19 protein-coding genes are annotated in these 21,197 nt (G+C 69.4%); 9 read left to right on the forward strand and 10 right to left on the reverse strand.

The genetic code is table 11. The features are described 5' to 3' along the window. Positions 1-4 precede the first annotated feature (4 nt). From OG707_RS00190 to OG707_RS00210, 5 genes are all read left to right on the forward strand, one after another. Complete coding sequence (locus OG707_RS00190) at positions 5-1,252, forward strand: hypothetical protein (protein WP_329112932.1); 1,248 nt, start codon at positions 5-7, stop codon at positions 1,250-1,252. After that, positions 1,249-2,526, forward strand: a complete 1,278-nt coding sequence (locus tag OG707_RS00195; RefSeq protein WP_329112934.1) for an MFS transporter — start codon at positions 1,249-1,251, stop codon at positions 2,524-2,526. The genes OG707_RS00190 and OG707_RS00195 overlap by 4 nt, the downstream gene beginning before the upstream one ends. Positions 2,527-2,714: 188 nt before the next feature. Next, positions 2,715-3,221: a hypothetical protein gene (locus OG707_RS00200; protein ID WP_329112942.1), complete on the forward strand. Its 507-nt coding sequence runs from the start codon at positions 2,715-2,717 to the stop codon at positions 3,219-3,221. 42 nt (positions 3,222-3,263) lie between these two features. Next, positions 3,264-4,346, forward strand: a complete 1,083-nt coding sequence (locus OG707_RS00205; RefSeq protein ID WP_329112944.1) for a class I SAM-dependent methyltransferase — start codon at positions 3,264-3,266, stop codon at positions 4,344-4,346. A gap of 225 nt (positions 4,347-4,571) precedes the next feature. Beyond that, positions 4,572-5,306: a helix-turn-helix domain-containing protein gene (locus OG707_RS00210; RefSeq protein ID WP_329112946.1), complete on the forward strand. Its 735-nt coding sequence runs from the start codon at positions 4,572-4,574 to the stop codon at positions 5,304-5,306. A 10-nt stretch (positions 5,307-5,316) separates the two neighbouring features. On the opposite strand, the gene OG707_RS00215 is transcribed toward OG707_RS00210, so the two are convergent. Continuing rightward, entirely contained in the window at positions 5,317-6,135 is an 819-nt protein-coding gene (locus OG707_RS00215; RefSeq protein ID WP_329112948.1) for an alpha/beta fold hydrolase, read from the reverse strand. A gap of 199 nt (positions 6,136-6,334) precedes the next feature. On the opposite strand from OG707_RS00215, the gene OG707_RS00220 reads away from it, so the two are divergent. Further along, entirely contained in the window at positions 6,335-7,033 is a 699-nt protein-coding gene (locus tag OG707_RS00220; RefSeq protein ID WP_329112950.1) for a hypothetical protein, read from the forward strand. Positions 7,034-7,045: 12 nt separating this feature from the next. On the opposite strand, the gene OG707_RS00225 is transcribed toward OG707_RS00220, so the two are convergent. From OG707_RS00225 to OG707_RS00250, 6 genes are all read right to left on the reverse strand, one after another. After that, positions 7,046-7,891 (reverse strand): DUF4097 family beta strand repeat-containing protein, encoded by an 846-nt coding sequence (locus OG707_RS00225; RefSeq protein WP_329112952.1) that lies wholly within the window; start codon positions 7,889-7,891, stop codon positions 7,046-7,048. A 52-nt stretch (positions 7,892-7,943) separates the two neighbouring features. Continuing rightward, positions 7,944-8,456, reverse strand: a complete 513-nt coding sequence (locus OG707_RS00230) for a hypothetical protein (protein ID WP_329112954.1) — start codon at positions 8,454-8,456, stop codon at positions 7,944-7,946. 67 nt (positions 8,457-8,523) lie between these two features. Further along, positions 8,524-10,119 carry a citramalate synthase gene (cimA, locus tag OG707_RS00235; protein ID WP_329112955.1) on the reverse strand — a complete coding sequence of 532 codons (1,596 nt, stop codon included), beginning with the start codon at positions 10,117-10,119 and terminating at the stop codon, positions 8,524-8,526. A 30-nt stretch (positions 10,120-10,149) separates the two neighbouring features. Then, positions 10,150-11,199 (reverse strand): 2-oxoacid:ferredoxin oxidoreductase subunit beta, encoded by a 1,050-nt coding sequence (locus OG707_RS00240; protein WP_329112957.1) that lies wholly within the window; start codon positions 11,197-11,199, stop codon positions 10,150-10,152. Then, positions 11,189-13,087, reverse strand: a complete 1,899-nt coding sequence (locus tag OG707_RS00245) for a 2-oxoacid:acceptor oxidoreductase subunit alpha (protein ID WP_443071250.1) — start codon at positions 13,085-13,087, stop codon at positions 11,189-11,191. The genes OG707_RS00240 and OG707_RS00245 overlap by 11 nt, the downstream gene beginning before the upstream one ends. A gap of 20 nt (positions 13,088-13,107) precedes the next feature. After that, a complete protein-coding gene (locus OG707_RS00250) occupies positions 13,108-14,685 on the reverse strand; it encodes an acyl-CoA carboxylase subunit beta (RefSeq protein ID WP_329112960.1) in 1,578 nt (525 codons plus the stop codon). Between the two features lie 303 nt (positions 14,686-14,988). Between OG707_RS00250 and OG707_RS00255 the strand changes: the two genes are divergently transcribed. From OG707_RS00255 to OG707_RS00265, 3 genes are all read left to right on the forward strand, one after another. Then, a complete protein-coding gene (locus OG707_RS00255) occupies positions 14,989-15,396 on the forward strand; it encodes a hypothetical protein (protein ID WP_329112961.1) in 408 nt (135 codons plus the stop codon). A gap of 180 nt (positions 15,397-15,576) precedes the next feature. Continuing rightward, complete coding sequence (locus tag OG707_RS00260; protein ID WP_443071467.1) at positions 15,577-17,073, forward strand: FAD-dependent monooxygenase; 1,497 nt, start codon at positions 15,577-15,579, stop codon at positions 17,071-17,073. Positions 17,074-17,116: 43 nt separating this feature from the next. Then, entirely contained in the window at positions 17,117-17,875 is a 759-nt protein-coding gene (locus OG707_RS00265; protein WP_329112965.1) for a thioesterase II family protein, read from the forward strand. A 69-nt stretch (positions 17,876-17,944) separates the two neighbouring features. On the opposite strand, the gene OG707_RS00270 is transcribed toward OG707_RS00265, so the two are convergent. Genes OG707_RS00270 through ccrA form a run of 3 tightly spaced genes read right to left on the reverse strand, consistent with a single transcriptional unit; the run spans position 17,945 to position 21,160 of the window. Further along, the gene (locus OG707_RS00270) at positions 17,945-18,814 is read right to left on the reverse strand and encodes a 3-hydroxybutyryl-CoA dehydrogenase (RefSeq protein WP_329112967.1); all 870 of its coding nucleotides are present in this window, start codon (positions 18,812-18,814) and stop codon (positions 17,945-17,947) included. Further along, positions 18,811-19,800: a 3-oxoacyl-ACP synthase III family protein gene (locus OG707_RS00275; RefSeq protein WP_329112969.1), complete on the reverse strand. Its 990-nt coding sequence runs from the start codon at positions 19,798-19,800 to the stop codon at positions 18,811-18,813. Before OG707_RS00275 ends, OG707_RS00270 begins: the two co-directional genes overlap by 4 nt. Position 19,801: 1 nt before the next feature. After that, positions 19,802-21,160, reverse strand: a complete 1,359-nt coding sequence (gene ccrA / locus OG707_RS00280) for a crotonyl-CoA carboxylase/reductase (RefSeq protein ID WP_329112971.1) — start codon at positions 21,158-21,160, stop codon at positions 19,802-19,804. Positions 21,161-21,197: the final 37 nt, after the last annotated feature.

The raw sequence follows: 21,197 nt of genomic DNA on the forward strand, positions 1-21,197 counted from the left end.
TGCTGTGCCTCACCCGGTCTCCGTTGCAGGCGCTGAACTCGACCGATTCTGGAAGGAGTTCGCCTCCCACAACTGGGAGCGCCAGCCCCTGTCCCTCCGCTCGTCTCCCGTCCGGCTGGGAGTTGCGGACTGGGAGTTGCTGCGGGCCCTGCGGCTGGCGGCCGACCCTGCCAACCGGCCCAAGGGTTTGAGTCTGCCGATAGTCGTGGTGACCGTGGACGGCCGGACTCAGCCGATCGACACCGGGGCTTTCCTGCCGCTGCCCGACGACAGCGACCTGGACGCCTATCTCGCCAGGGTGGACAGGCGGATGCGGAACCACGAATGGAGCGTCGCTGTCTCCGGTCTGCACGCGGTCGACGCGGCCCTGTGGGACCGGGCCAAACGGCTGGCCGACGACGTCCACCGGTATACGGGGAGCCGGGTCGCCGGGCGCGTCGACATCGACACCTTCATCGGCCGGTACACCTCCACCAACGTGGGTGTGCACGTGGACCACGCGGGAAATTTCGGCTTCACCCTGCGCGGCGAGAAGCTGCTGCTGACCTGGCCGCCGGAACGCGGCGACCAGGTCCCCCAGCACACGTCCGACTACGCCTCCGCACGCGATCACGCCGACGTACTGGTCGGCGTGCCCGGAGCACTGACGTACTTCCCCTCCGAGCAGTTGCACGTGGGCGAGTCGCCCGACGCCGTGGCCGTCAACGTCAATATCGCCTTCTTCACCCGCAGCGATCCGGCCGCCCTCGTCGTGGAAGCTGTCGGTGAAGTACTCGGGCGGGCTCGCGGCGTCCGGTCCGGACCTGTCGCCTCCGCGGCGGACGGCATTCCCGAGCAGGCACAGAACGCGCTGGCTGTCCTCGCTGGGCTGACAGGCGACGAGGTCGCAGACGTCGTATGGGAACACCACATGCGTGCGGAGACATCGGGCGGACTGGGTTGCGGCCGGCCGGCCGAAGCCCTTGTCGCCGTGCCCCGCCGGGCAGTTGTCCGTAAGCACACGGATGTCGAAGTGCGCCAGCGTGTCCTCAGCGACGGCCGCCGCGCCGTTGCCGCCCAAGGGCACACCCTGAGGGTGGCCGAACATCCGCACCTGGCAGCGGCCGTCAGTGCGCTCGCCGAAGGGGACACGCTCGTACTCGCCGAGTGGGAGCGCCACTCGGACGCCGCAGCCGTACCACTCCTCCATGCCGTGCTGCTCAGGCTTTCGGCCTGGCGCGCCATCGAAGTCCAGGAGGAGCCGGCCCCGTGACAGCCACTCGACAGGGCAGGGCAGCGGGACTCATGGTGATGGCCGCTCTGCTGGTGAGCACAGTGGGCGACGAGGTGGCGATGGTGGCGCTGGCTCTGCGCGGCGCTGAGCGAACCGGCCTGACGTCGGTGGTCTCGGCTCAGATGCTTGCCGGTCTCGTACCCGGCATCGTCCTGGGCGGCCCCATCGGGCGCGTCTGCGACCGTTTCCGTACGGACGCGGTACTCGGCGTGACTCTGGCGCTGGAGTGCTTGATCGCGGCGGCGGCCGCCGCGGTCGCGGACAGTGCGCTGTCGCTCATCGCCACGATGCTGTTGCTCGGCGTACTGGGGGCCGTCGCCCAGACGTGTGTGATGGCCCTCGTGCCTCAGCTGTTCCAGGACTCCGGATCCCAACTGCGGGTGAACGGGGTCATGGAGTCGTCGCGGAACGCGGGGTACATCGTCGGGCCGCTGCTGGTGGGCGTGTTGACGGCGCACGGCGGAACCGGCCTCGCGCTGGTGGTCGACGCGGGGACCTTCGCGTTCGCCCTCCTGGCCGTGCCCGTGATCGGTGGCTGGCTGGCCGCGATGCCCCGCGGTGCCGACAGCCCTTCCACGGACGAGAAGCGGACCGCGGAGTCGGCCGGAGGGGGGTTGCGGCTCGGCCTCTCCCTCCTGTGGGCGGGAGCTGCGCGCCGGACGACGCTCGCCACGATCGCGGTCACTGTCGCTGCGACCTCGGTGGCCAACGTGCTGCTGCCGTTCTTCGCACGCGACATGCCCGGCGGAACGGCGGTCTACGGCACGCTGCTGGCCGCCTGGAGCGTGGGCCTGGTCCTCGGTCCGTTCCTGCTGCGCGGCCGCCTCAGCCACCGTCCCACTGCCATGGTCGCCGTCGCAGCGGCCACGTTCATCGGCCTCACCTACACGGTGACCGGTGCCTTCCCGGTCGTCCCGCTCATGCTCGTCGCCTTCCTGTGCGGCGGTGCGGCCAACGCCGTACAGAACGTGACCCTGCGTACCCATGTGATGGCCGACTGCCCGCCGGACCTACGAGGACGAGTGGGTGCCGCCTACGGGGCGACGCTGCAGAGCGCGGTGGCAATCGGCTTCGCCCTGGCCGCACTCGCGCCGGCCCACTGGGCCCGCTGGGGGATCTTCACCGGCGGAGCGATCGCTTTCGTGGGCGGCCTGCTCGGCTGGCTGCGGACCCGCGCGACGGTCGGCCTCCTCGCACCGGGACGGGCCGTATCCGTACCCGTGGGAACGGCAATGGACGGAGAGATGCCATGAACCGCCCGACGGCCCTCGACCCGGTCATTCCCCGGTTCTGCGCCCAGACAGGGGCCTCACTCCCCCTTGCCTGGGAATTCGCATGGTCACCACCGTCCGACGAAGGCGCGGTCAGGCTGGCACCTCCACCGGACCCCCTGGTTCTCGATCGCACTGCCTGGCCCCGGCGGCTGCCGCAGGACACCAGGTTGAGCCTGGCACCGACGGTGCAACTCCAATACACACCCGTTCCGTTCCTGCGAAACGGCGGGGCGGTCGCTGTGGTGTTCGGGACGGACCCGTCGGCCTTCGTCGAGGTGCCTGGTCCGGTCGGCGACGCCCTGCTGCGCGGCAGCTCGGTGGCCCATGTCCGCCAGGTGTGGGGGCAGGAAGCCGCAACCGTCGACCACAAGCTCATCGGGATGATGCGCTACGGCCTGTTGCGCGGAGATGCCGGGCCCGAGGAACGCAGACAAGCCGAAGGTGCCCGTTCGCTGGTCCAGGAGTCATGGGTGCAGTCGATGGAGCGAGATGACGGTGGCGCCGTCCTGGCCCACACTCCGACAGGCAACTTCGTCAGGACGGGCGTGGCGGCCTTCCAACTGTGGCAGTTGGCTCGGCAAGGAGCCGGGATCGACTGCGTACAGCTTCCCGCACAACTCCGTGACGTCGCCGACCTGTTGCTGTCGTCCGGCATGTTCCGGGCTGTCGTCTGACGAGACCACGGCCGAACGGGCCGCAGAGAGAAGGGACGAGCCGTGCACGATCCGGCCGAAGCGGCGCTGAGCGCCCTCACCCGCCCCGGTATGGGCACCGAGAACGCGGGGCCTCTGCTGCGGGCGCTGACCAGGATGGCGCGTCCGCGCACCGTGGTCGAGGTGGGTGCCGGTTCCTCGACGCTCCACCTGCTCCTCGGGCTGCGCGACGCCCGGGCGGAGGCTGCCGCGGACCGTCGTGTCGTCGGCGGGTCGGTGACGAACGACGAACGTGCCTCTGTCCTGCATCCACGGTCCGCAAGCGAGGACTACGCGCCGAAACTCCTTGTCGTCGACGACATTTCCGTGGCCGGCACGTCCGCGCACCAGGTGAGCGACGCGGCCCGCGCACTCGGCCTCGACGACATGCTCACCTTCGTCGAACGGGACTTCTTCGAGATGACCGACCAGGAGCTCGACGCATGGGGGCCGTTGGACCTGGTGTGGCTCGATGCCGGCACGCAGGCCGACGACGCCGGGTTCCTCACTTCGCTGTGGCCACGCGTCACACCGGGTGGCACGGTTGTGTTGCACGAGCCGTACCTGGCCACGACGGTCGAGACGTCCCACGGCAGGGTGGCCTGTCGTGTCGTCCCCACTCCCCTGCTGCAGGAATTGCGCCGCCAGGGCGCCGCGAGCGCGGACGGATTCGACGTGCTTGCCCTGAGCGAGCCCCACAAGCACCGTCAGACGGGTCTGCTGATGCTCCGCAAACACGCCGGGTGGGAACGCGACAGGTGCACCCCCTTCGCCGAGGAGCTGAAGGCGCTGGGGGAGATTCCCTCGGACGAGGTGCCACGTCTGTCCCCCACACCCGTACCTGCGGGGAGCGGCACTCCCGGGGACGCGGGGCAGATCCTCGCGGCGCTGTCCGACGTCGCCCAGCGCACCGTGTTCAGCTCGGTGGTCCTCCTGGCCGACACCGCGCAAGGCATCGCGGCGCGCCTCGGTACGTCTCCCGCCGCATGCACTGCGGCTCTTGCCGGACTGCATGCGGTAGGCCTCGTCACGCACGAGAACGGCCTCTGGTCCGCCGCCGACCGTATTTGGCGGCAGCTGCAGCCCTCGTCCACCGCGCAGGCGTGAGCGGCTGGTGAAACGGTTCGGGTCTTCCTGAAGGCGGAAACGCTACGTTGCATTCATGAGCCGGGGAACGAATTCACCCTGAATGCACTCCGTCGCAGCAGGTAGATCCGGAACTCGTGGTCCAATGGTCCCGCACATGGCGCAACACTCTCCCACACGGTTCGTTGCAATGAATCGAGAGTGAACGCTATGGTGGCGCCGTCGCAGACCACGAAGGAGACCGTGATGCCGGGAGGCAGACTCACCCAGCAGGAACGCCAGCAGATCGCGCTGGGACTGGCGGACGGTCTTGCCTACGCGGAGATCGCCAGGCGTGTGGACCGCCCGACCTCGACGATCACGCGGGAGGTGATGCGCAACGGCGGCCCCACCTCGTACCGGGCCGAAGTCGCCCACCGCGCCACCGAGCGCCGCGCCCACCGGCGCAGGCAGGCCGCGCCCCGGGGAGCAGGAGCACTCCCCCAGCCCCACGGTCGCGACGCGGAGGCGGTCCGTGAGTACGAGGAGGTGTTCACCACCGTCATCATGGCGTCGGGTGCGCCCACGATGATGTCGCGGGTGCTCGCCTGCCTGACCCTCACCGACTCCGGCAGTCTCACCGCGGCCGAACTCGTCGAACGCCTCCAGGTCAGCCCGGCGTCCATCTCCAAAGCGATCGCGTACCTCGAGAACCAGGGCCTGGTCCGCCGCGAACGCGACGAACGCCGCCGCGAGCGCTACGTCGTCGACGACGACATCTGGTACCAGTCGATGATGGCGAGCGCCCGGTCCACCGCCCAGCTCGTCGAGACCGCACGGCAGGGAGTCGGCGTCCTCGTGCCCGGCACGCCGGCCGCCACGCGTCTCGAAAACATCGCCCGTTTCCTCGACTTCGTCTCCGAGAGCATCGCCCGCGCCGCGGAACAGGCTCGCGAAATCCTCCACACGAAATCCGATACGGCTCAGGACGACAGCGCCTGAGCCGCGTTTCTCAGCGCTCGCCCCCGTTGAGCGCGGCCACTTCACGCAGGGCCGCGGCGATGGCAGGGGCGTCCTTCTTCAGAATCGCACCGTGGTTGCTGGCGACCTTCGCGCCGAGCTGGATGTTCGCATTGCGCGCGAAGACCTGGTCGAGCGATGCGCGAATCCGCTCCTGCTCGTCCCCCTTGCTGCCGAGGGACGTACCCGAGGCGACTACGTACCGCACCGGGACGGTGATGCCGTCCAGGACGGGGCCCAACGCGGCTTCGCGGGCCACCTTTCCGAGCTCGATGTTGCATTCCGCCATCTGCTCGGCGGACATCCGCGCGGTCAGGCCCGTCGGTCGCAGCAGTGGCAGGAACCAGCCCATCCGCTTGAACTGCTTGCGGATCCGCTGCTCCATGGCCTCGTCCAGCCAGTCGTTCGGCTGCGCACCGTCGACCAGGACTGCACCCAGGGCGCGTTCCGGGTTCCGGCCGACCCAGTGCGCCCCGACGAACGATCCGTACGACCAGCCCACCACCAGGACCCGGTCCACACCCCTCGCCGCGAGAACGGCATCGACATCGCGCACGGCGGCCTCGAAGGAATAGTCCGCCGAACGCTTCGACTTCCGGCCGCGGCCGCGCTCGTCGAAGGTGATGTGGCGCAGGCCCGGCCCGAGTTCGGCGATGACCCGGCGCCAGTACCCCTGAGTGGCGAACTGGCCGTTGAGGTAGATCACGGGGATACCGGGGCCGCCGGTGTCGGTGACGGCCAGGGCGGTGTCGTCGACCGGGACCATGCCGGTCCACGTCGAGTCGGTCGAGGAAGTGCTGTTCTTGGTCATGTGCTCCACCCGCTCGTATGAGGCGTCTTGTACAGCTTGGTGTGGCTCAATGGTGGCACACATGTGGCGCCATTGCGAGCCAGATTGCGCCAACTCCCACTCAAGTGGTCCTTGAGCGAGCGTCCAGCGGGAGGGGCTTCCCTGAGAGGATCCGCCCTCGAACTGCCGCGCATCGCGGCCTGACCACAGGAGATGCGCTGTGGCCCACCGGGTCTCCGCGACAGACGCAGAGCTGGACCGCTTCTGGAAGGAGTTCGCCGCCCTCAACTGGGAGCGGCAGCCGCTCTCCCGGCAGACGTCTCCCGTCCGACTGGGCCTCGCGGACTGGGAGTTGCTGCGGGCGTTGAGGCTGACGGCCGACCTCGACGACGGCTCGGGCCTGCCGAGGATCGTGGTCACGGTGGACGGCCGGGCAGAGTCGGACGACCCTCGGCCGTTCCTGCCTCTGCCCGACGACAGCGGTCTGGACGCCTACCTGGCCAGGGTGGACACGCGGATGCGGAACCACGAATGGAGCGTCGCCGTTTCCGGCCTGGACGCGGTCGACGTGGCGTTGCGGGACCGGGCCGGACGGCTGGCCGACGACGTCCGCCGGCATACGGGAAGCCGGGCCGTCGGGCGCGTCGATGTCGGCGCCTTCATCGGCCGGTACGCCTCATCCCACGCCGATGCGCCCGCGAACCACGCGCATGCGGGGATCTTCGGGTTCACTCTGCGCGGCAAGCAGCTTCTGCTGACCTGGCCACCGGAGCGCGGCAACCAGGTCCCGCTGGTCGGCGTGCCCGGTGCGCTGACCTACATCCCCGCGGGACAACTGCACGTGGGCAGGTCGCCCGACGCCGTGGCCGTCAACGTCAACTTCGCCTTCTGTCCCGGCAGCGAGCAGGCCGCCGCCTAGGTCACGACGGGGTCAGGCCTTGGCGCGGCGGATGTCGATGTTGCCGTGCCGGGTGCGGGCGCGGACCTCGACGGACTCCTCGGACTTCTCCGGGTTCTGGGACGCGGTGAGCGTGTTGCGGACCTGTCCGGAGGTGGAGTTGACGTCGAGCCAGGCAGCCGTGCCCTCGCGGATTCCGACCTCGATGGCGCCGTACGAGGTCTCCAACTGGACGGTGCCGCGCGCCACTTCGCCCACACGGAGGGTGCCGTGGGCTGTGGTGGCGGTGACGGACGACTCGGCGCGGGCGATGTCGATGTCGCCATTGGCGCCGCTCACCCGCAGTTCGCCGGTCGCCGCCCCGACGGTCGTGGTGCCGTGCGAGTTCTTCAGGACGGCCGGACCGTCGACGAAACCGACGCGCAGGCTGCCGGAGCTGGTGGTGATCTCTGCCGCGCCCTCGATGTGGTCCACGGTGATCGAGCCGTGCGACGCGGTCAGGTGCAGCGGACCGGTCACATCGAGGCGGACGTCACCCGAGGACGTCTTCACCCGGACCTCACCGAGCCGGCCTTCGCCGAGCACCTGTGCCCAGGCGCCGGTCATGTCCACGCGCGAGCCCTCGGGCAGTTCGACCGTGACGTCGACGGTGCCGTTACGGCCCATCAGATAGCGCACCTTGGGCGTCCGGACGGTCAGTTCGCCGTTCGCGTAACTGACCTCCGTCTGCTCGGCCGCCCGTACGTCCTGGTCCTTCTTCGGGTCGCGGGGCCGCACCTCGACGACGGTGTCGCGGCGGTCGCCGGCGGTGAACTGGATGGAACCGGCATCCACGCGCGCCGTGACCGAGACCGCTCCGGGAGTGTCGAAAGTAGGCATGGCTGTCCCGTCCTCGTGAGTTTGTGGGATGAAGTGGTACGGACGAACTCGGCTATCGCACCCAGCCCGTGAAGTTCTGTCCTACGGTCTGACTCTTCTCCGGAGTGCGCGGCCGGCTGCCGCCGTCGACCGCGGCGGACACGGCCCGCACCAGCCAGGCGTTGACCGACAGACCTTCCCGGCTCGCGGCCTCCTCGGTGCGCGCCTTCAGGTGGGCGGGCAGGCGCAGGTTGACGCGGGCAGTGCCTCCCTCGTCGCCGTCGGCTACGACCGGGACGGAGACGGGCGCCGGAGCGTCGGACGGCTCGGACCGGTCCTCGCGCTGCGGCAGCACCACCACGAAGTCGGGCTCCAGACCACGAAGCCGTACGTCGACGGAGCCCGGGGCGAGCTCACGGGTGATCTCGTCCATCGCGGCGGAGAGCACGTTGAGCAGCGTCAGCCGGGTCGCCGATTCCAGCGGAGCGGTGAGCCGCTCGGCCAGCTTCAGGGCATCCTCTCCGCCCGCTTCGGCGGCAACCGCGAGCTCCCGGCGGAGAGTGTCGACATACGGAGTGAGGTCCATGACGCCATGATGGCACCAGGGTGGCGTCATATGCAAGTCCGAAGGTGCGACGCGTGGCGTCGGTGCGCTACTCGACCGGCTCGATCCCCGCTCGCAGCAACCCGTACGTGTAGGCCTCCTCCAGCGCACACCACGATGCGGCGATGACGTTCTCGGCGACGCCCACCGTTGACCACTCGTTCTGGCCGTCCGTGGTGGAGATCAGGACGCGGGTCGTGCACTCCGTGCCGTACGTGCCGTCCAGCCTGCGGACCCTGTAGTCGACCAGTTCGAGCGTGGCGAGCTGCGGGTAGATGCGCTCGAGCGCGACGCGCAGGGCACGGTCGAGCGCATTGACCGGGCCGTTGCCCTCGGCGGTGGCGACGATGCGCTCGCCCTTGGCCCACAGCTTCACGGTCGCTTCGTTGGCGTGGCTGCCGTCGGGGCGGTCCTCGATGATGGCCCGCCTGGACTCGATGCGGAAGTAGCTGCGGGCCCTGCCCTCGGCCTCCTCGCGGAGCAGCAGTTCGAAGGAGGCGTCGGCGGCCTCGTACGTGTAGCCCTGCAGTTCACGCTCCTTGACGCGTGCGACGACGCGGCCGACGAGCTCGCGGTCGCCGGAGATGTCCACGCCGAGCTCCTGGCTCTTGAGCTCGACGGAGGCGCGGCCCGCCATGTCGGAGACCAGCATGCGGATGCGGTTGCCGACGAGGTCGGGGTCGATGTGCTGGTACAGATCCGGGTCGACCTTGATCGCGGAGGCGTGGAGGCCCGCCTTGTGTGCGAAGGCGGAGATGCCGACATAGGGCTGGTGGGTGGACGGGGCGAGGTTCGTGACCTCGGCGATGGCGTGCGAGATGCGCGTCATCTCGCGCAGCGCGCCGTCGGGCAGAACCTTCTTGCCGTACTTGAGTTCCAGGGCGGCGACGACCGAGAAGAGGTTGGAGTTGCCGACGCGCTCTCCGTAGCCATTGGCCGTGCACTGCACATGAGTCGCGCCGGCGTCGACGGCTGCAAGGGTGTTGGCGACGGCGCAGCCCGTGTCGTCCTGGGCGTGAATGCCGAGCCGGGCTCCCGTGTCGTCGAGGACGATGTGCACGATCGCCTGGATCTGGGCGGGGAGCATGCCGCCGTTGGTGTCGCAGAGCACGACGACCGAGGCGCCCGCCTCGTGTGCGGCCCGTACGACGGCTTTCGCATAAACGGGGTTGGCGCGGTAGCCGTCGAAGAAGTGCTCGCAGTCGACGAAGACACGGCGGCCCTCGGCCACCAGATGGGCGACGGTGTCGCGGACCATCTCCAGGTTCTCGTCGAGGGTGGTGCGCAGGGCCAGTTCGACATGCCGGTCGTGCGCCTTGGCGACCAGCGTGATCACCGGGGCACCCGACTCGAGGAGCGCCCTGACCTGCGGGTCGTCGGCTGCTTTGGCGCCGGGCCTGCGCGTGGCGCCGAAGGCGACGAGCTGGGCGTGCCGGAAGTCGATCTCCTGCGCACGGGCGAAGAACTCGGTGTCGCGCGGGTTGGCGCCCGGCCAGCCTCCTTCGATGAAGCCCACGCCGAAATCGTCCAGGTGCCGTGCGATGGTCAGCTTGTCCGCGACAGTGAGGCTGATGCCTTCGCGCTGAGCTCCGTCGCGCAGCGTCGTGTCGAAGACGTGGAAGGAATCACTCGGGCTGCTGCTCATACTGATCCGGCTCCTGTCTGGGATCTCGGCCTAGACGACGGTCCAGGTGTCGTTGCCGGCGAGGAGGGTGGCGAGGTCGCCCTTGCCCTTCTGCTCGATGGCGGTTTCGAGTTGGTCGGACATCTGGGTGTCGTAGACCGGGCGGTCCACCGAGCGGAACACCCCGATGGGGGTGTGGTGCAGGGTGTCGGGGTCGGCCAGGCGGGACAGGGCGAACGCCGTGGTCGGGGACGTGGTGTGGGCGTCGTGCATGAGGATCTGCGACTCGTTCTCGGGGGTGACTGCGATGACCTTGAGGTCGCCGGTGGCCTGGTCGCGGACGACGCCCTTGGAGCCGTCGGCGCCGAAGCGGATCGGCTGGCCGTGCTCGAGGCGGATGACGGCTTCTTCGGCCTGTTGCTTGTCCTTGAGGACCTCAAAAGCGCCGTCGTTGAAGATGTTGCAGTTCTGGTAGATCTCGACCAGGGCGGTGCCGGGGTGTTCGGCGGCGGCGCGCAGCACGCTGGTGAGGTGCTTGCGGTCGGAGTCCACCGTCCGTGCCACGAAGCTGGCTTCCGCGCCGATGGCGAGGGAGACGGGGTTGAAGGGGGCGTCGAGGGAGCCCATCGGGGTGGACTTGGTGATCTTCCCGACCTCGGAGGTGGGGGAGTACTGGCCCTTGGTGAGTCCGTAGATCCGGTTGTTGAACAGGAGGATCTTCAGGTTCACGTTGCGGCGCAGGGCGTGGATGAGGTGGTTGCCGCCGATCGACAGGGCGTCGCCGTCGCCGGTGACCACCCACACGCTCAAGTCCCGCCGGGAAGACGCCAGTCCGGTGGCGATCGCGGGGGCGCGGCCGTGGATGGAGTGCATCCCGTAGGTGTTCATGTAGTACGGGAAGCGGGAGGAGCAGCCGATCCCGGAGACGAAGACGATGTTCTCCTTCGCCAGACCGAGTTCGGGCATGAAGCCCTGCACCGCCGCCAGCACCGCGTAGTCACCGCAGCCCGGACACCAGCGCACTTCCTGATCGGACTTGAAGTCCCGGGCCGCCAGCGGAACTTCGGACTTGGGGATGAGGGTCAGGGCCTCAGTGGGCATCGATGGCCTCCTTGAGGGCGGTGGCGAGCTGCTCGGCCTTGAACGGCATGCCGTTGACCTGGTTGAAACTGATCGCGTCGACGAGGTACTTCGCACGGATCAGTGTGGCGAGCTGGCCGAGGTTCATCTCGGGGATCACCACGCGGTCGTAGTCGGCGAGGACGTCACCCAGGTTGTTCGGGAAGGGGTTGAGGTGGCGCAGATGGGCCTGCGCGATGGGTACGTTCTCCGCGCGCAGGCGGCGGACGGCTGCGGTGATGGGGCCGAATGTCGAACCCCAGCCAAGGACCAGGGTCCTGGCCTCGTTGGGGTCGTCGACCTTCAGGTCGGGGACCTCGATGCCGTCGATCTTCGCCTGGCGGGTGCGGACCATGAAGTCGTGGTTGGCCGGGTCGTAGCTGATGTTGCCGGTGCCGTCCTGCTTCTCGATTCCGCCGATCCGGTGCTCCAACCCCGGCGTGCCCGGCACCGCCCACGGACGCGCCAACGTCTGCGGGTCGCGCTTGTAGGGCCAGAACACTTCGGTGCCATCGGCCAGCTCATGATTGGGACCGGCCGCGAACTGCACCCGCAGATCGGGCAGTTCATCCACCTCGGGCACCCGCCACGGCTCCGAGCCGTTCGCCAGATACCCGTCCGAGAGCAGGAAGACCGGGGTGCGGTAGGTCAGCGCGATCCGTGCCGCATCCAGCGCCGCATCGAAACAGTCACCCGGCGTCTTCGGCGCGACGATCGGGACCGGGGCCTCGCCGTTGCGCCCGTACATCGCCTGCAGCAGATCCGCCTGCTCCGTCTTCGTCGGCAGACCGGTCGAGGGCCCGCCGCGCTGAATATCGATGATCAGCAACGGGAGCTCCAGGGACACCGCGAGGCCGATCGCCTCGGACTTCAACGCCACCCCAGGACCCGATGTGGTGGTGATGGCGAGGGAGCCGCCGAACGCCGCGCCGAGTGCGGCGCCGATCCCCGCGATCTCGTCCTCCGCCTGGAAGGTCCGCACCCCGAAGTTCTTGTGCTTGGAGAGCTCGTGCAGGATGTCGGAAGCCGGAGTGATCGGATACGAGCCGAGGTAGAGCGGGAGATCCGCCTGCCGGGCGGCCGCGATCAGCCCGTACGACAGCGCCAGATTCCCCGACATGTTCCGGTAGGTGCCCGTCGGGAACGCGGACGTCGCCGGAGCCACCTCATAAGACACCGCGAAGTCCTCGGTCGTCTCACCGAAGTTCCAACCCGCCCTGAACGCAGCGACGTTGGCCTCGGCGATCTCGGGCTTCTTCGCGAACTTCGTCCGCAGGAACTTCTCCGTGCCCTCGGTCGGCCGGTGGTACATCCACGACAGAAGCCCCAGCGCGAACATGTTCTTCGACCGCTCGGCCTCCTTGCGGGAGAGCCCGAACTCCTTCAGCGCCTCGATCGTCATCGACGTCAGCGGCACCGGATGCACCCGGAACGCCTCCAGCGAACCGTCCTCCAGCGGAGAGGTCGCATACCCGACCTTCGCCATCGGCCGCTTCGTGAACTCATCGGTGTTCACGATGATTTCGGCCCCGCGCGGCAGGTCCCCGATGTTGGCCTTCAGCGCCGCCGGGTTCATCGCGACCAGCACGTTCGGGGCATCGCCCGGCGTGAGGATGTCGTGATCCGCGAAGTGCAGCTGGAAGCTGGAGACACCCGGCAGCGTCCCTGCGGGCGCCCGGATCTCGGCCGGGAAGTTCGGCAGCGTCGACAGGTCGTTGCCGAACGACGCCGTCTCCGACGTGAACCGGTCGCCCGTGAGCTGCATACCGTCACCGGAGTCCCCCGCGAACCGGATGATCACCCGGTCCAGACGGCGGACTTCCTTGTCGCGCACCCCTGTTACGTCAGGGGCAGCGGTTGTCACAGACATACGAGTGTCGACTCCTGTCGCTACTGGGGCTGGTTCCCGTGCTTGCGGGAAGGCTGAGCCACGTACTTGGTGCGCAGCACGGCGAGCGCGTCGATCAGCCTGATGCGGGTCTCCGCAGGGTCGATGACGTCGTCCACCAGGCCTCGTTCGGCCGCGTAGTACGGGTGCATGAGCTGGTCCCGGTACTCCTTGATGTGCTGTTCGCGGGAGGACTCGGGATCGGCGGACGCCGCGATCTCGCGCCGGAAGACGACGTTGGCGGCGCCCTCCGCCCCCATCACGGCGATCTCGTTGCCCGGCCAGGCCAGCGACAGGTCCGAGCCGATGGAGCGCGAGTCCATGACGATGTACGCGCCGCCGTAGGCCTTGCGCAGGATCAGCTGGATGCGGGGAACCGTCGCATTGCAGTACGCGTAGAGGAGTTTGGCGCCGTGGCGGATGATGCCGCCGTGCTCCTGGTCGATGCCGGGCAGGAAGCCCGGCACATCCACCAGGGTCACGAGGGGGATGTTGAAGGAGTCGCACATCTGCACGAAGCGCGCCGCCTTCTCGCTGCCCTTGATGTCGAGTACGCCGGCGAGCGCGGCGGGCTGGTTGGCCACGATGCCGACGACATGGCCGTCCAGACGGGCCAGTGCGCACACCACGTTGGGCGCCCAGGCCTCGTGCACCTCGAAGTAGTCGCCGCCGTCGACGAACTCCTCGACGACCTCGCGTACGTCGTACACCCGCTTGTCGTCGGACGGCACCAGGTCGCGCATGGCCGGGGTGAGCCGGTCGGGCCGGTCCGCACAGGTCTCGGAGGGCGGCTGTTCACGGTTGTTGGCGGGCAGGAAGGACAGCAGGTAGCGGACGTCCGCGAGGCAGCTCTCCTCGTCGTCGTACGCGAATCCGGCGACGCCGGAGAGACGGGTGTGGGCGTCGGCGCCGCCCAGCTCGTCGTGGCTGATCTGCTCTCCGGTGACCGCCTGCACCACGTCGGGACCCGTGATGAACATCTGCGCGGTGCCGCGCACCATGAACACGAAGTCGGTCAGCACCGGGGAGTAGGCCGCCCCGCCCGCGCAGGGGCCCAGCATGACGCTGATCTGCGGGACGACCCCGGAGTTGCGGACGTTGCGCTGGAAGATCCCGCCGTACCCGGCGAGCGCGGTCACCCCTTCCTGGATGCGTGCGCCGGCGCCGTCGCACAGGCCCACGATCGGGGCTCCGGCGGAGGCGGCCATGTCCATGATCTTGTGGATCTTCTCGGCGTGCGCCTCGCCGAGGGAGCCTCCGAAGATCCGGAAGTCATGGGCGTACGCGAAGACGACACGGCCGAACACGCGGCCCCAGGCGGTGACCACACCGTCGGTGTAGGGGCGCTTGTCCTCCAGGCCGAAGCCGCTGGCCCGGTGTCTGCGCAGCCCTTCGACCTCGGTGAACCGTCCGTCGTCGAAAAGGAGTTGGAGCCGCTCGCGTGCCGTGAGTTTGCCTTTGGCGTGCTGCGCCTCGGTGGCCCTGTCGCTGGGGCCTCGGCGCATCGCGTCACGTATGGCATGCAGTTCGGCGACCGTGCCGCGCTGCTGCCCGACCGGCTTGTCGTCCAGGGCGGTCATGGGTTTCCCCTTCCGGCCGTCGTGATGAACCGTCCGTCGTGTGGTGAAGCAGCCGTCAGCTTCTGCCATGCCGCTCGAAGCCTGTTGGAGCGCCGGACGACAACGGGGCCGGGCTCACCGGCGCTCCACCGGCGCTCGAGTCCGCGTCGAGAACGGAATGGGATGCTCCCCGCGTGAGCTCCGAAGCTGACGGTCACGAGCCCTCGCGGAGGGCCACACAAGCCCGTCGGCACCCCCTGCACATCCCCCGAGGGCACCGGCGGGCATCTTGCGCACCCGTACGAAGCAAAGGAGCCCCCCACCATGTCTGTCACGCTGAGCGACCAGGACAAGGTCACCCTGCGGACCGCCGCCTACGGCGCGGTCTCACTGATGGCTGCCGCTGCCGGCGCCGACTCCCCCCACAAGGTCGCCACCCAGGGAAGCATCGCCCTGACGTCCGCGACCGGTCTCGTCGGGCACGTGCTCTCCGAGAAGTCCTCGGTCGGCGACCTGAGCGGCAAGTCCACCGCCGAACTCGCCGATCGCGTCCTGCCCGCCCTCACCGCGGCCATGCAGCTGCTCAAGAAGCAGGCCCCCGACGAGGCCGACAACTTCCGCAGCACCGTCCTCGTCGCCCTCGACGCGTCCACCCAGTCGCGTAAGAACGCGTCCAGCCCCACCCTCACCGCCATGACCGACAAGATCACCGCCGCTCTCGACGCCGCCTGACCGACGTCCGCGTGAGACTTGCCCTGTCCCGCCGGCGGGACAGGGCAAGTCCGCCCGCCAAGTGCCCCGGCCCTGCACCGAGTTGTCTTGAACCGCTGATCCACGTGCGTGAACGTGGAGTCGATGTGACGACGTCACAGGCGCGGCGGAAAGAGGGGTAACGACGTGGGACACACCGGCATGGACACGGACGTGGTGATCGCGGGCGCCGGACCCACCGGGCTGATGCTCGCCTGTGAACTGCGGCTGGCGGGTGTCGACGTGACGGTGGTCGAGCCGCTCGCGGAGCGGTCGGGCGAATCGCGCGCCGGCGGGATGCACTCCCGGACGCTGGAGGTGCTCGACCAGCGCGGCGTCCTCGACCGCTTCCTGGCGGAGGGCGAACTGCAGCCGGTGGGCCATTTCTCCGGCCTCTATCTCGACTTCGACGAGTCCGAGTCCAGGCACCCGTATCCGCTGATGATCCTGCAGTCCGCCATCGAGCGCCTGCTCGAGGAGTGGGCGGCCGAACTCGGTGTCCGGGTGCGCCGGTCGTCCGGGGTCAGCGGGGTCCGCCAGGACGAGGCCGGCGTGACGGTCGAGCTGAGTACGGCGGAAGAGACCCCTGCGACGCTGCGCGCCCGCTATCTCGTGGGCTGCGACGGCGGGCGGAGCACGGTGCGCAAGCTGACGGGCATCGACTTCCCCGGTACCGAGGCGACGATGACCGCACTGGTCGGCGACGTCGAACTGCCCGATCTGCCCGAGGACTACGTCTGGGTCCGGCGCACCCCGAACGGCGACTACTCGGCGATCGCGTTCGAGGCGGGCTGGCACCGGGTGATCACCTCCGAGTTCGACCAGGTCGCCGACCGCGACGAACCCGTGACGTTCGAGCGGCTCCGGGAGTCGATGGTCAGGGTCGCGGGCACCGACTTCGGGATGCGCAACCCCCGGTGGGTCTCCCGGTTCAACGACGCCGCGCGGCAGGCAGCCCAGTACCGGAAGGGCCGCGTGCTGCTCGCGGGCGACGCAGCGCACATCCACTTCCCGGCCGGCGGGCAGGGGCTGAACATGGGGGTGCAGGACGCGGTCAACCTCGGCTGGAAGCTGGCCTCGGTGGTACGCGGCCGGGCGCCGGAGAGCCTGCTGGACAGCTATCACGCCGAGCGTCACCCCGTGGCGGAGCGCGTGCTGAACAACACCAGGGCGCAGTCCGCCCTGGTCCGCCCGGGCCCCCAGACGGACGCCCTGCGCGAGGTGTTCAGCTCCCTCATGGTGTTCGACGACGTGAACCAGTACCTCCGCCACCTGCTGACAGCACTGGACATCCGGTACCCGGTCGACGGCGACCACCAACTCGTCGGCCGCCGCGTACCGGACGCCGACCTCACGTCGTACGACGGCGCCGACTGCGTCTACGAACTGCTGCACGCCGGCCGCCCCGTCCTGCTCGACCTGCACGGCAGCGCGGACATCGCGGCGGTCGCCAAGGGATGGGGAGACAGGATCGACCTCGTGGAGGCGCGCAGCGAGGACGACCACTGGCCCGTCCCGGCCCTCGGCGAGATCCCCGCTCCCACCGCCCTCCTCATCCGCCCGGACGGCCATGTCGCCTGGGCCTCCGCCGGCACGCCCGACACCTCCGCGCTCCGTACCGCCCTCGCCACCTGGTTCGGTCCGGCCCTGCAGGGGTGAGGCACCGCCCGCAACGAACAGCCGACGAAGGGACACACCGACAGTGAAGAGCACGTGGTTCCGACGCTTCACCACGGCCTCGGGAGACGGGCCGCGGCTCGTGTGCTTCCCGCATGCCGGGGGTTCCGCGACGGCGTTCAAGGACTTGGCGCAGGCACTGCCCCCGAACTTCGACGTCGTGTCCGTGCAGTACCCGGGGCGCCAGGACCGTTACCGCGAGGAGCCGTTCACGTCCCTGGCCTCGCTGGTCGGGGCGGTCACCGAGGAGCTGACCCGGGAGCTGGCCGAGGACGACGGGCGGCCGTACGCCCTGTTCGGCCACAGCATGGGCGCACTCGTCGCGTACGAGACGGCCCGGCTGCTCGCCGACGGCCAACTGCCCGGTCCCCAGCGGCTGTTCCTCTCCGGCCGGGGCGGACCGAATACCGGCGGCGTCCCGTATCACCTCTACGACGACTCCGATGTGCTCGCCGACGTACGCAGGCTGGGCGGCACCCAGCAGGCCATGCTCGACGACCCGGACATCCTGGAGCTGGTGATGCCGGCGCTGCGGGCCGACTACCGGGCGCTGGGCACGTACACCTGGCGCGGAGGTGAGCCGCTCGCCGTTCCGGTGACCGCCCTGACCGGGGACAGCGACCCGATGATGACGGTCCAGGACGCCGGGACCTGGGGGGCGCACACCACAGGGGACTTCGCTCTGAAGGTCTTTCCCGGCGGTCACTTCTATCTCTTCGACCAGCTCGGGCAGGTCGCCGCGGCCGTCACCGAGGGGATGCTGACGGGGGTGGCCGCTTCCTGACCGGCCGCCCACCGCGAGGGGCCCGGTCCGCCGTTTCCGGCGGGCCGGGCCCCTTTCCGCACTGGGCTGTCAGGTGTACGCGTAGAAACCGCGCCCCGACTTCTTGCCCAGCAGGCCGCCCTCGACCATGCGCAGCAGCAGCGGCGGCGGTGCGTACAGCGGCTCCTTGAACTCCTCGTACATGGCCTGTGCGATGGAGACGGTCGTGTCCAGGCCGATGAGGTCGGCGAGACGCAGCGGGCCCATCGGATGCGAGCAGCCCTGCACCATGCCCTGGTCGACGGTCTCCGCCGTGGCCAGGCCCGACTCGACCATCCGGACCGCGGACAGCAGATACGGGAACAGCAGCGCGTTGACGAGGAAGCCCGCGCGGTCCGGTGAGGCGATCGGCTTCTTGCCGAGTACGTCGGTCACGAAGGCCAGCGCCCGCGCGCTCACCGCCTCGTCCGTGAGCACCGAGGCGACGATCTCGACGAGCGGCAGCGCCGGTACCGGGTTGAAGAAGTGCAGGCCGAGGACCTGGCCCGGGCGGCGGGTCGCGGCGGAGAGCCGTACGACCGGGATCGAGGACGTGTTGGTCGCCAGGATCGCGTCCGGGTCCTCGACGATCTTGTCGAGGGTGGCGAACAGGTCCAGCTTGACCTGCTCGTCCTCCTTGACCGCCTCGATCACCAGCTGACGGTCGGCCAGATCGGCGAGATCGCGGGTGAACGACACCCGGCCCAGCGCCGCGTCGCGCTCCTCGGCCGTCAGTTTGCCCCTGGCCACACCCTTGTCGAGGGACGCGGCCAGCCGCTGCGGCGCCGTCACGAGCGACGACTCGGAGAACACCGCGACCGTCACCTGCAGCCCGGCCTTCGCGCAGAGTTCGGCGATGCCGGTGCCCATGATGCCGCTGCCGGCGACACCCACCCGTTCGATCGTGGTCGTCGTGGTCATGCGTGGGCCCCCCAGGTCAGTAGTGATGCTCCGATCGACATGCCGCCGCCGAATCCGGCGAGCAGCACCAGGTCGCCCGGCGACAGCGCTCCCGTGCGGTTCGCCTCGTCGAGCGCCACGGGCACCGAGGCGCTGCCGACGTTTCCGTAGCGGATCAGCGTGCGGTGCGTCTGCGCCGCGCCCAGGCCCGCGCGTTCGACGACGTCGCCGAGCATCACGCCGTTGGCCTGGTGCGGTACGAAGTGGTCGACCGCGCCGATGTCGACGCCCGCCTTGCGGGCCAGCGCGAGGAGCGCAGGCGGCACGTGCTCGGCGACGAAGTCCCGTACCCCGCGGCCGTCCATCCTGAAGTAGTGGTCGCCCGCGGCGACGGTCGCCGCCGACGCCGGTTTGCGGCTGCCGCCGGCCTCGACGCGGATCAGATGGTGTGCGTCGCCGCGGCTGGCGAGGTCGCTGGCGATGATCCCGTACGGTTCCGGGACCGTCCCCACGATCGCCGCTCCGGCGCCGTCGGCGAACAGGATCGCCGTCCTGTGGTCGGTGAAGTCGAGGATCCGCGAGTACACGTCCGCGCCGATCACCAGCACCCGGGCGTCCGGCCGTACGGTGACCAGGCTGTGGGCCAGCGACAGCGCGTAGACGAAGCCGCTGCACACGACGTTGACGTCGAAGCAGGCGGCGCCGTACGCGCCCAGGCCGTGCTGCACCAGATAGGACGTGGGCGGCTGCGGGAAGTCCCCCGTGGAGGTCGAGACGATGATGTAGTCGATCTGCTGGGGGCTCAACTGCGCCTGGGTCAGGGCCCGTTCGGCGGCCTTCACCGCAAGGTCGGACGTGGCCTCGTGCGGAGCCGCGTAACGCCGCGACTGTATCTGCGTCTTGCGCTCGATCCACTCGGCGGTGACGCCGACGCGCTCGGCGACCTCTTCGTTGCCCACTTCGTGCTTGGGCAGGTACGAGCCGGTGGAGAGTATGCCGATACCCATGTCAGGACGCCTCGGCGGAGTCGGGTGCACGGAGTCCGCGCAGCGGGTTGAGCCGGGCGGCCCCGATCTTCTCGCGGCGTACGGGATCGGTCACGCCGAGCCCTTCCTCGGGCGCGAGGCAGAGCACGCCGACCTTGCCGGTGTGCCGGTTCAGCTGGACCAGCCGGGCAGCCTCGCCCACGTCCTTGAGCGGGAAGACCTCGGAGAGGATGGGGGAAAGCTGCCCCAGCTGGAAGAGCCGGTTGCACTCGGCCTGCTCCTGCAGATTCGCCGCGTGACTGCCGAGGATCCGCTTGAGGTTCATCCAGAGGTAGCGGTTGTCGAAGTGGTGGTCGTAGCCGGTGCTCGACCCGCAGGTGACGACGGTGCCGCCCTTGCGTACGACGAAGACGGAGATCCCGAACGTCGCCCGTCCGACGTAGTCGAACACGACGTGCGGGTCCTCGCCGACCTGGCGTCTGATCTCCCGGCCGAGCCGCTTGCCCAGCTCGATCGTGCGCTCCGGGGTGAGCGCGTCGTCGCCGCCCATGCCGATCTCGTTGCGGTTGATCACCACGTCGCAGCCGAGCCGGCGCAGTGCGTCGGCCTTGCGCTCGGAGCTGACCACGCCGACGGCGATGCCGCCCGCGTTCTTCACCATCTGCACGGCGAACGCGCCGAGGCCGCCCGTCGCTCCCCAGACGAGTACGACATCGCCCTGCTTGATCCGCGCACCGTTCTCGCCGACCAGCATCCGGTACGAGGTGGCCGCGGTCAGCAGCACGCCCGCCGATTCTTCCCAGGTCAGATGGGCCGGCTTGGGCAGGAGCTGGCTGGCGCGCACCACCGAGTAGTGGGCGAGCCCGCCGAAGTTCGTCTCGTAGCCCCAGATGCGCTGTCCCGCTCCGAGCATCGCGTCGGCGTGCGTCGCTGGTTCCTGCTCGTCGACCTGGACACAGCTGGCGACCACGTGGTCGCCCACCTTCCAGTGCCGTACGCCGGACCCGACCCGTACGACGATCCCGGACGCGTCCGATCCCACGACCTGGTGCGGCAGATCGTGCCGGGCGGCGTAACCGCCCTCGCGAGCCAGGCGCTTGAGGAACGCGAAGGTGGGGACGGGCTCGAAGGTCGCCGACCAGACGGTGTTGTAGTTGATGGAGCTCGCCATGACGGCGACGACCACCTCGTCCGGAGCGAGCTCCGGCATCGGTACGCGTCCGACGTGCAGCGACTTGCGGACGTCCTTGTCCTCCACGCCGTCGAACATGCCGACGTCCGAGGCGAGGAGGTGCGCGGCCTCGTACTCCGAGGGGAGTTCGTGTCGCCCGAGCTCCTCGGGGCCGGCCCCGGACAGCAGGGCCTCTGTCAAAGAATCCATGATTCCCTTTCTCCTTTGCAGTGCCACTGCCGACGGG

Origin of the sequence: Streptomyces sp. NBC_01465 (assembly GCF_036227325.1) — a bacterium.
Classification (GTDB): Bacteria; Actinomycetota; Actinomycetes; order Streptomycetales; family Streptomycetaceae; genus Streptomyces.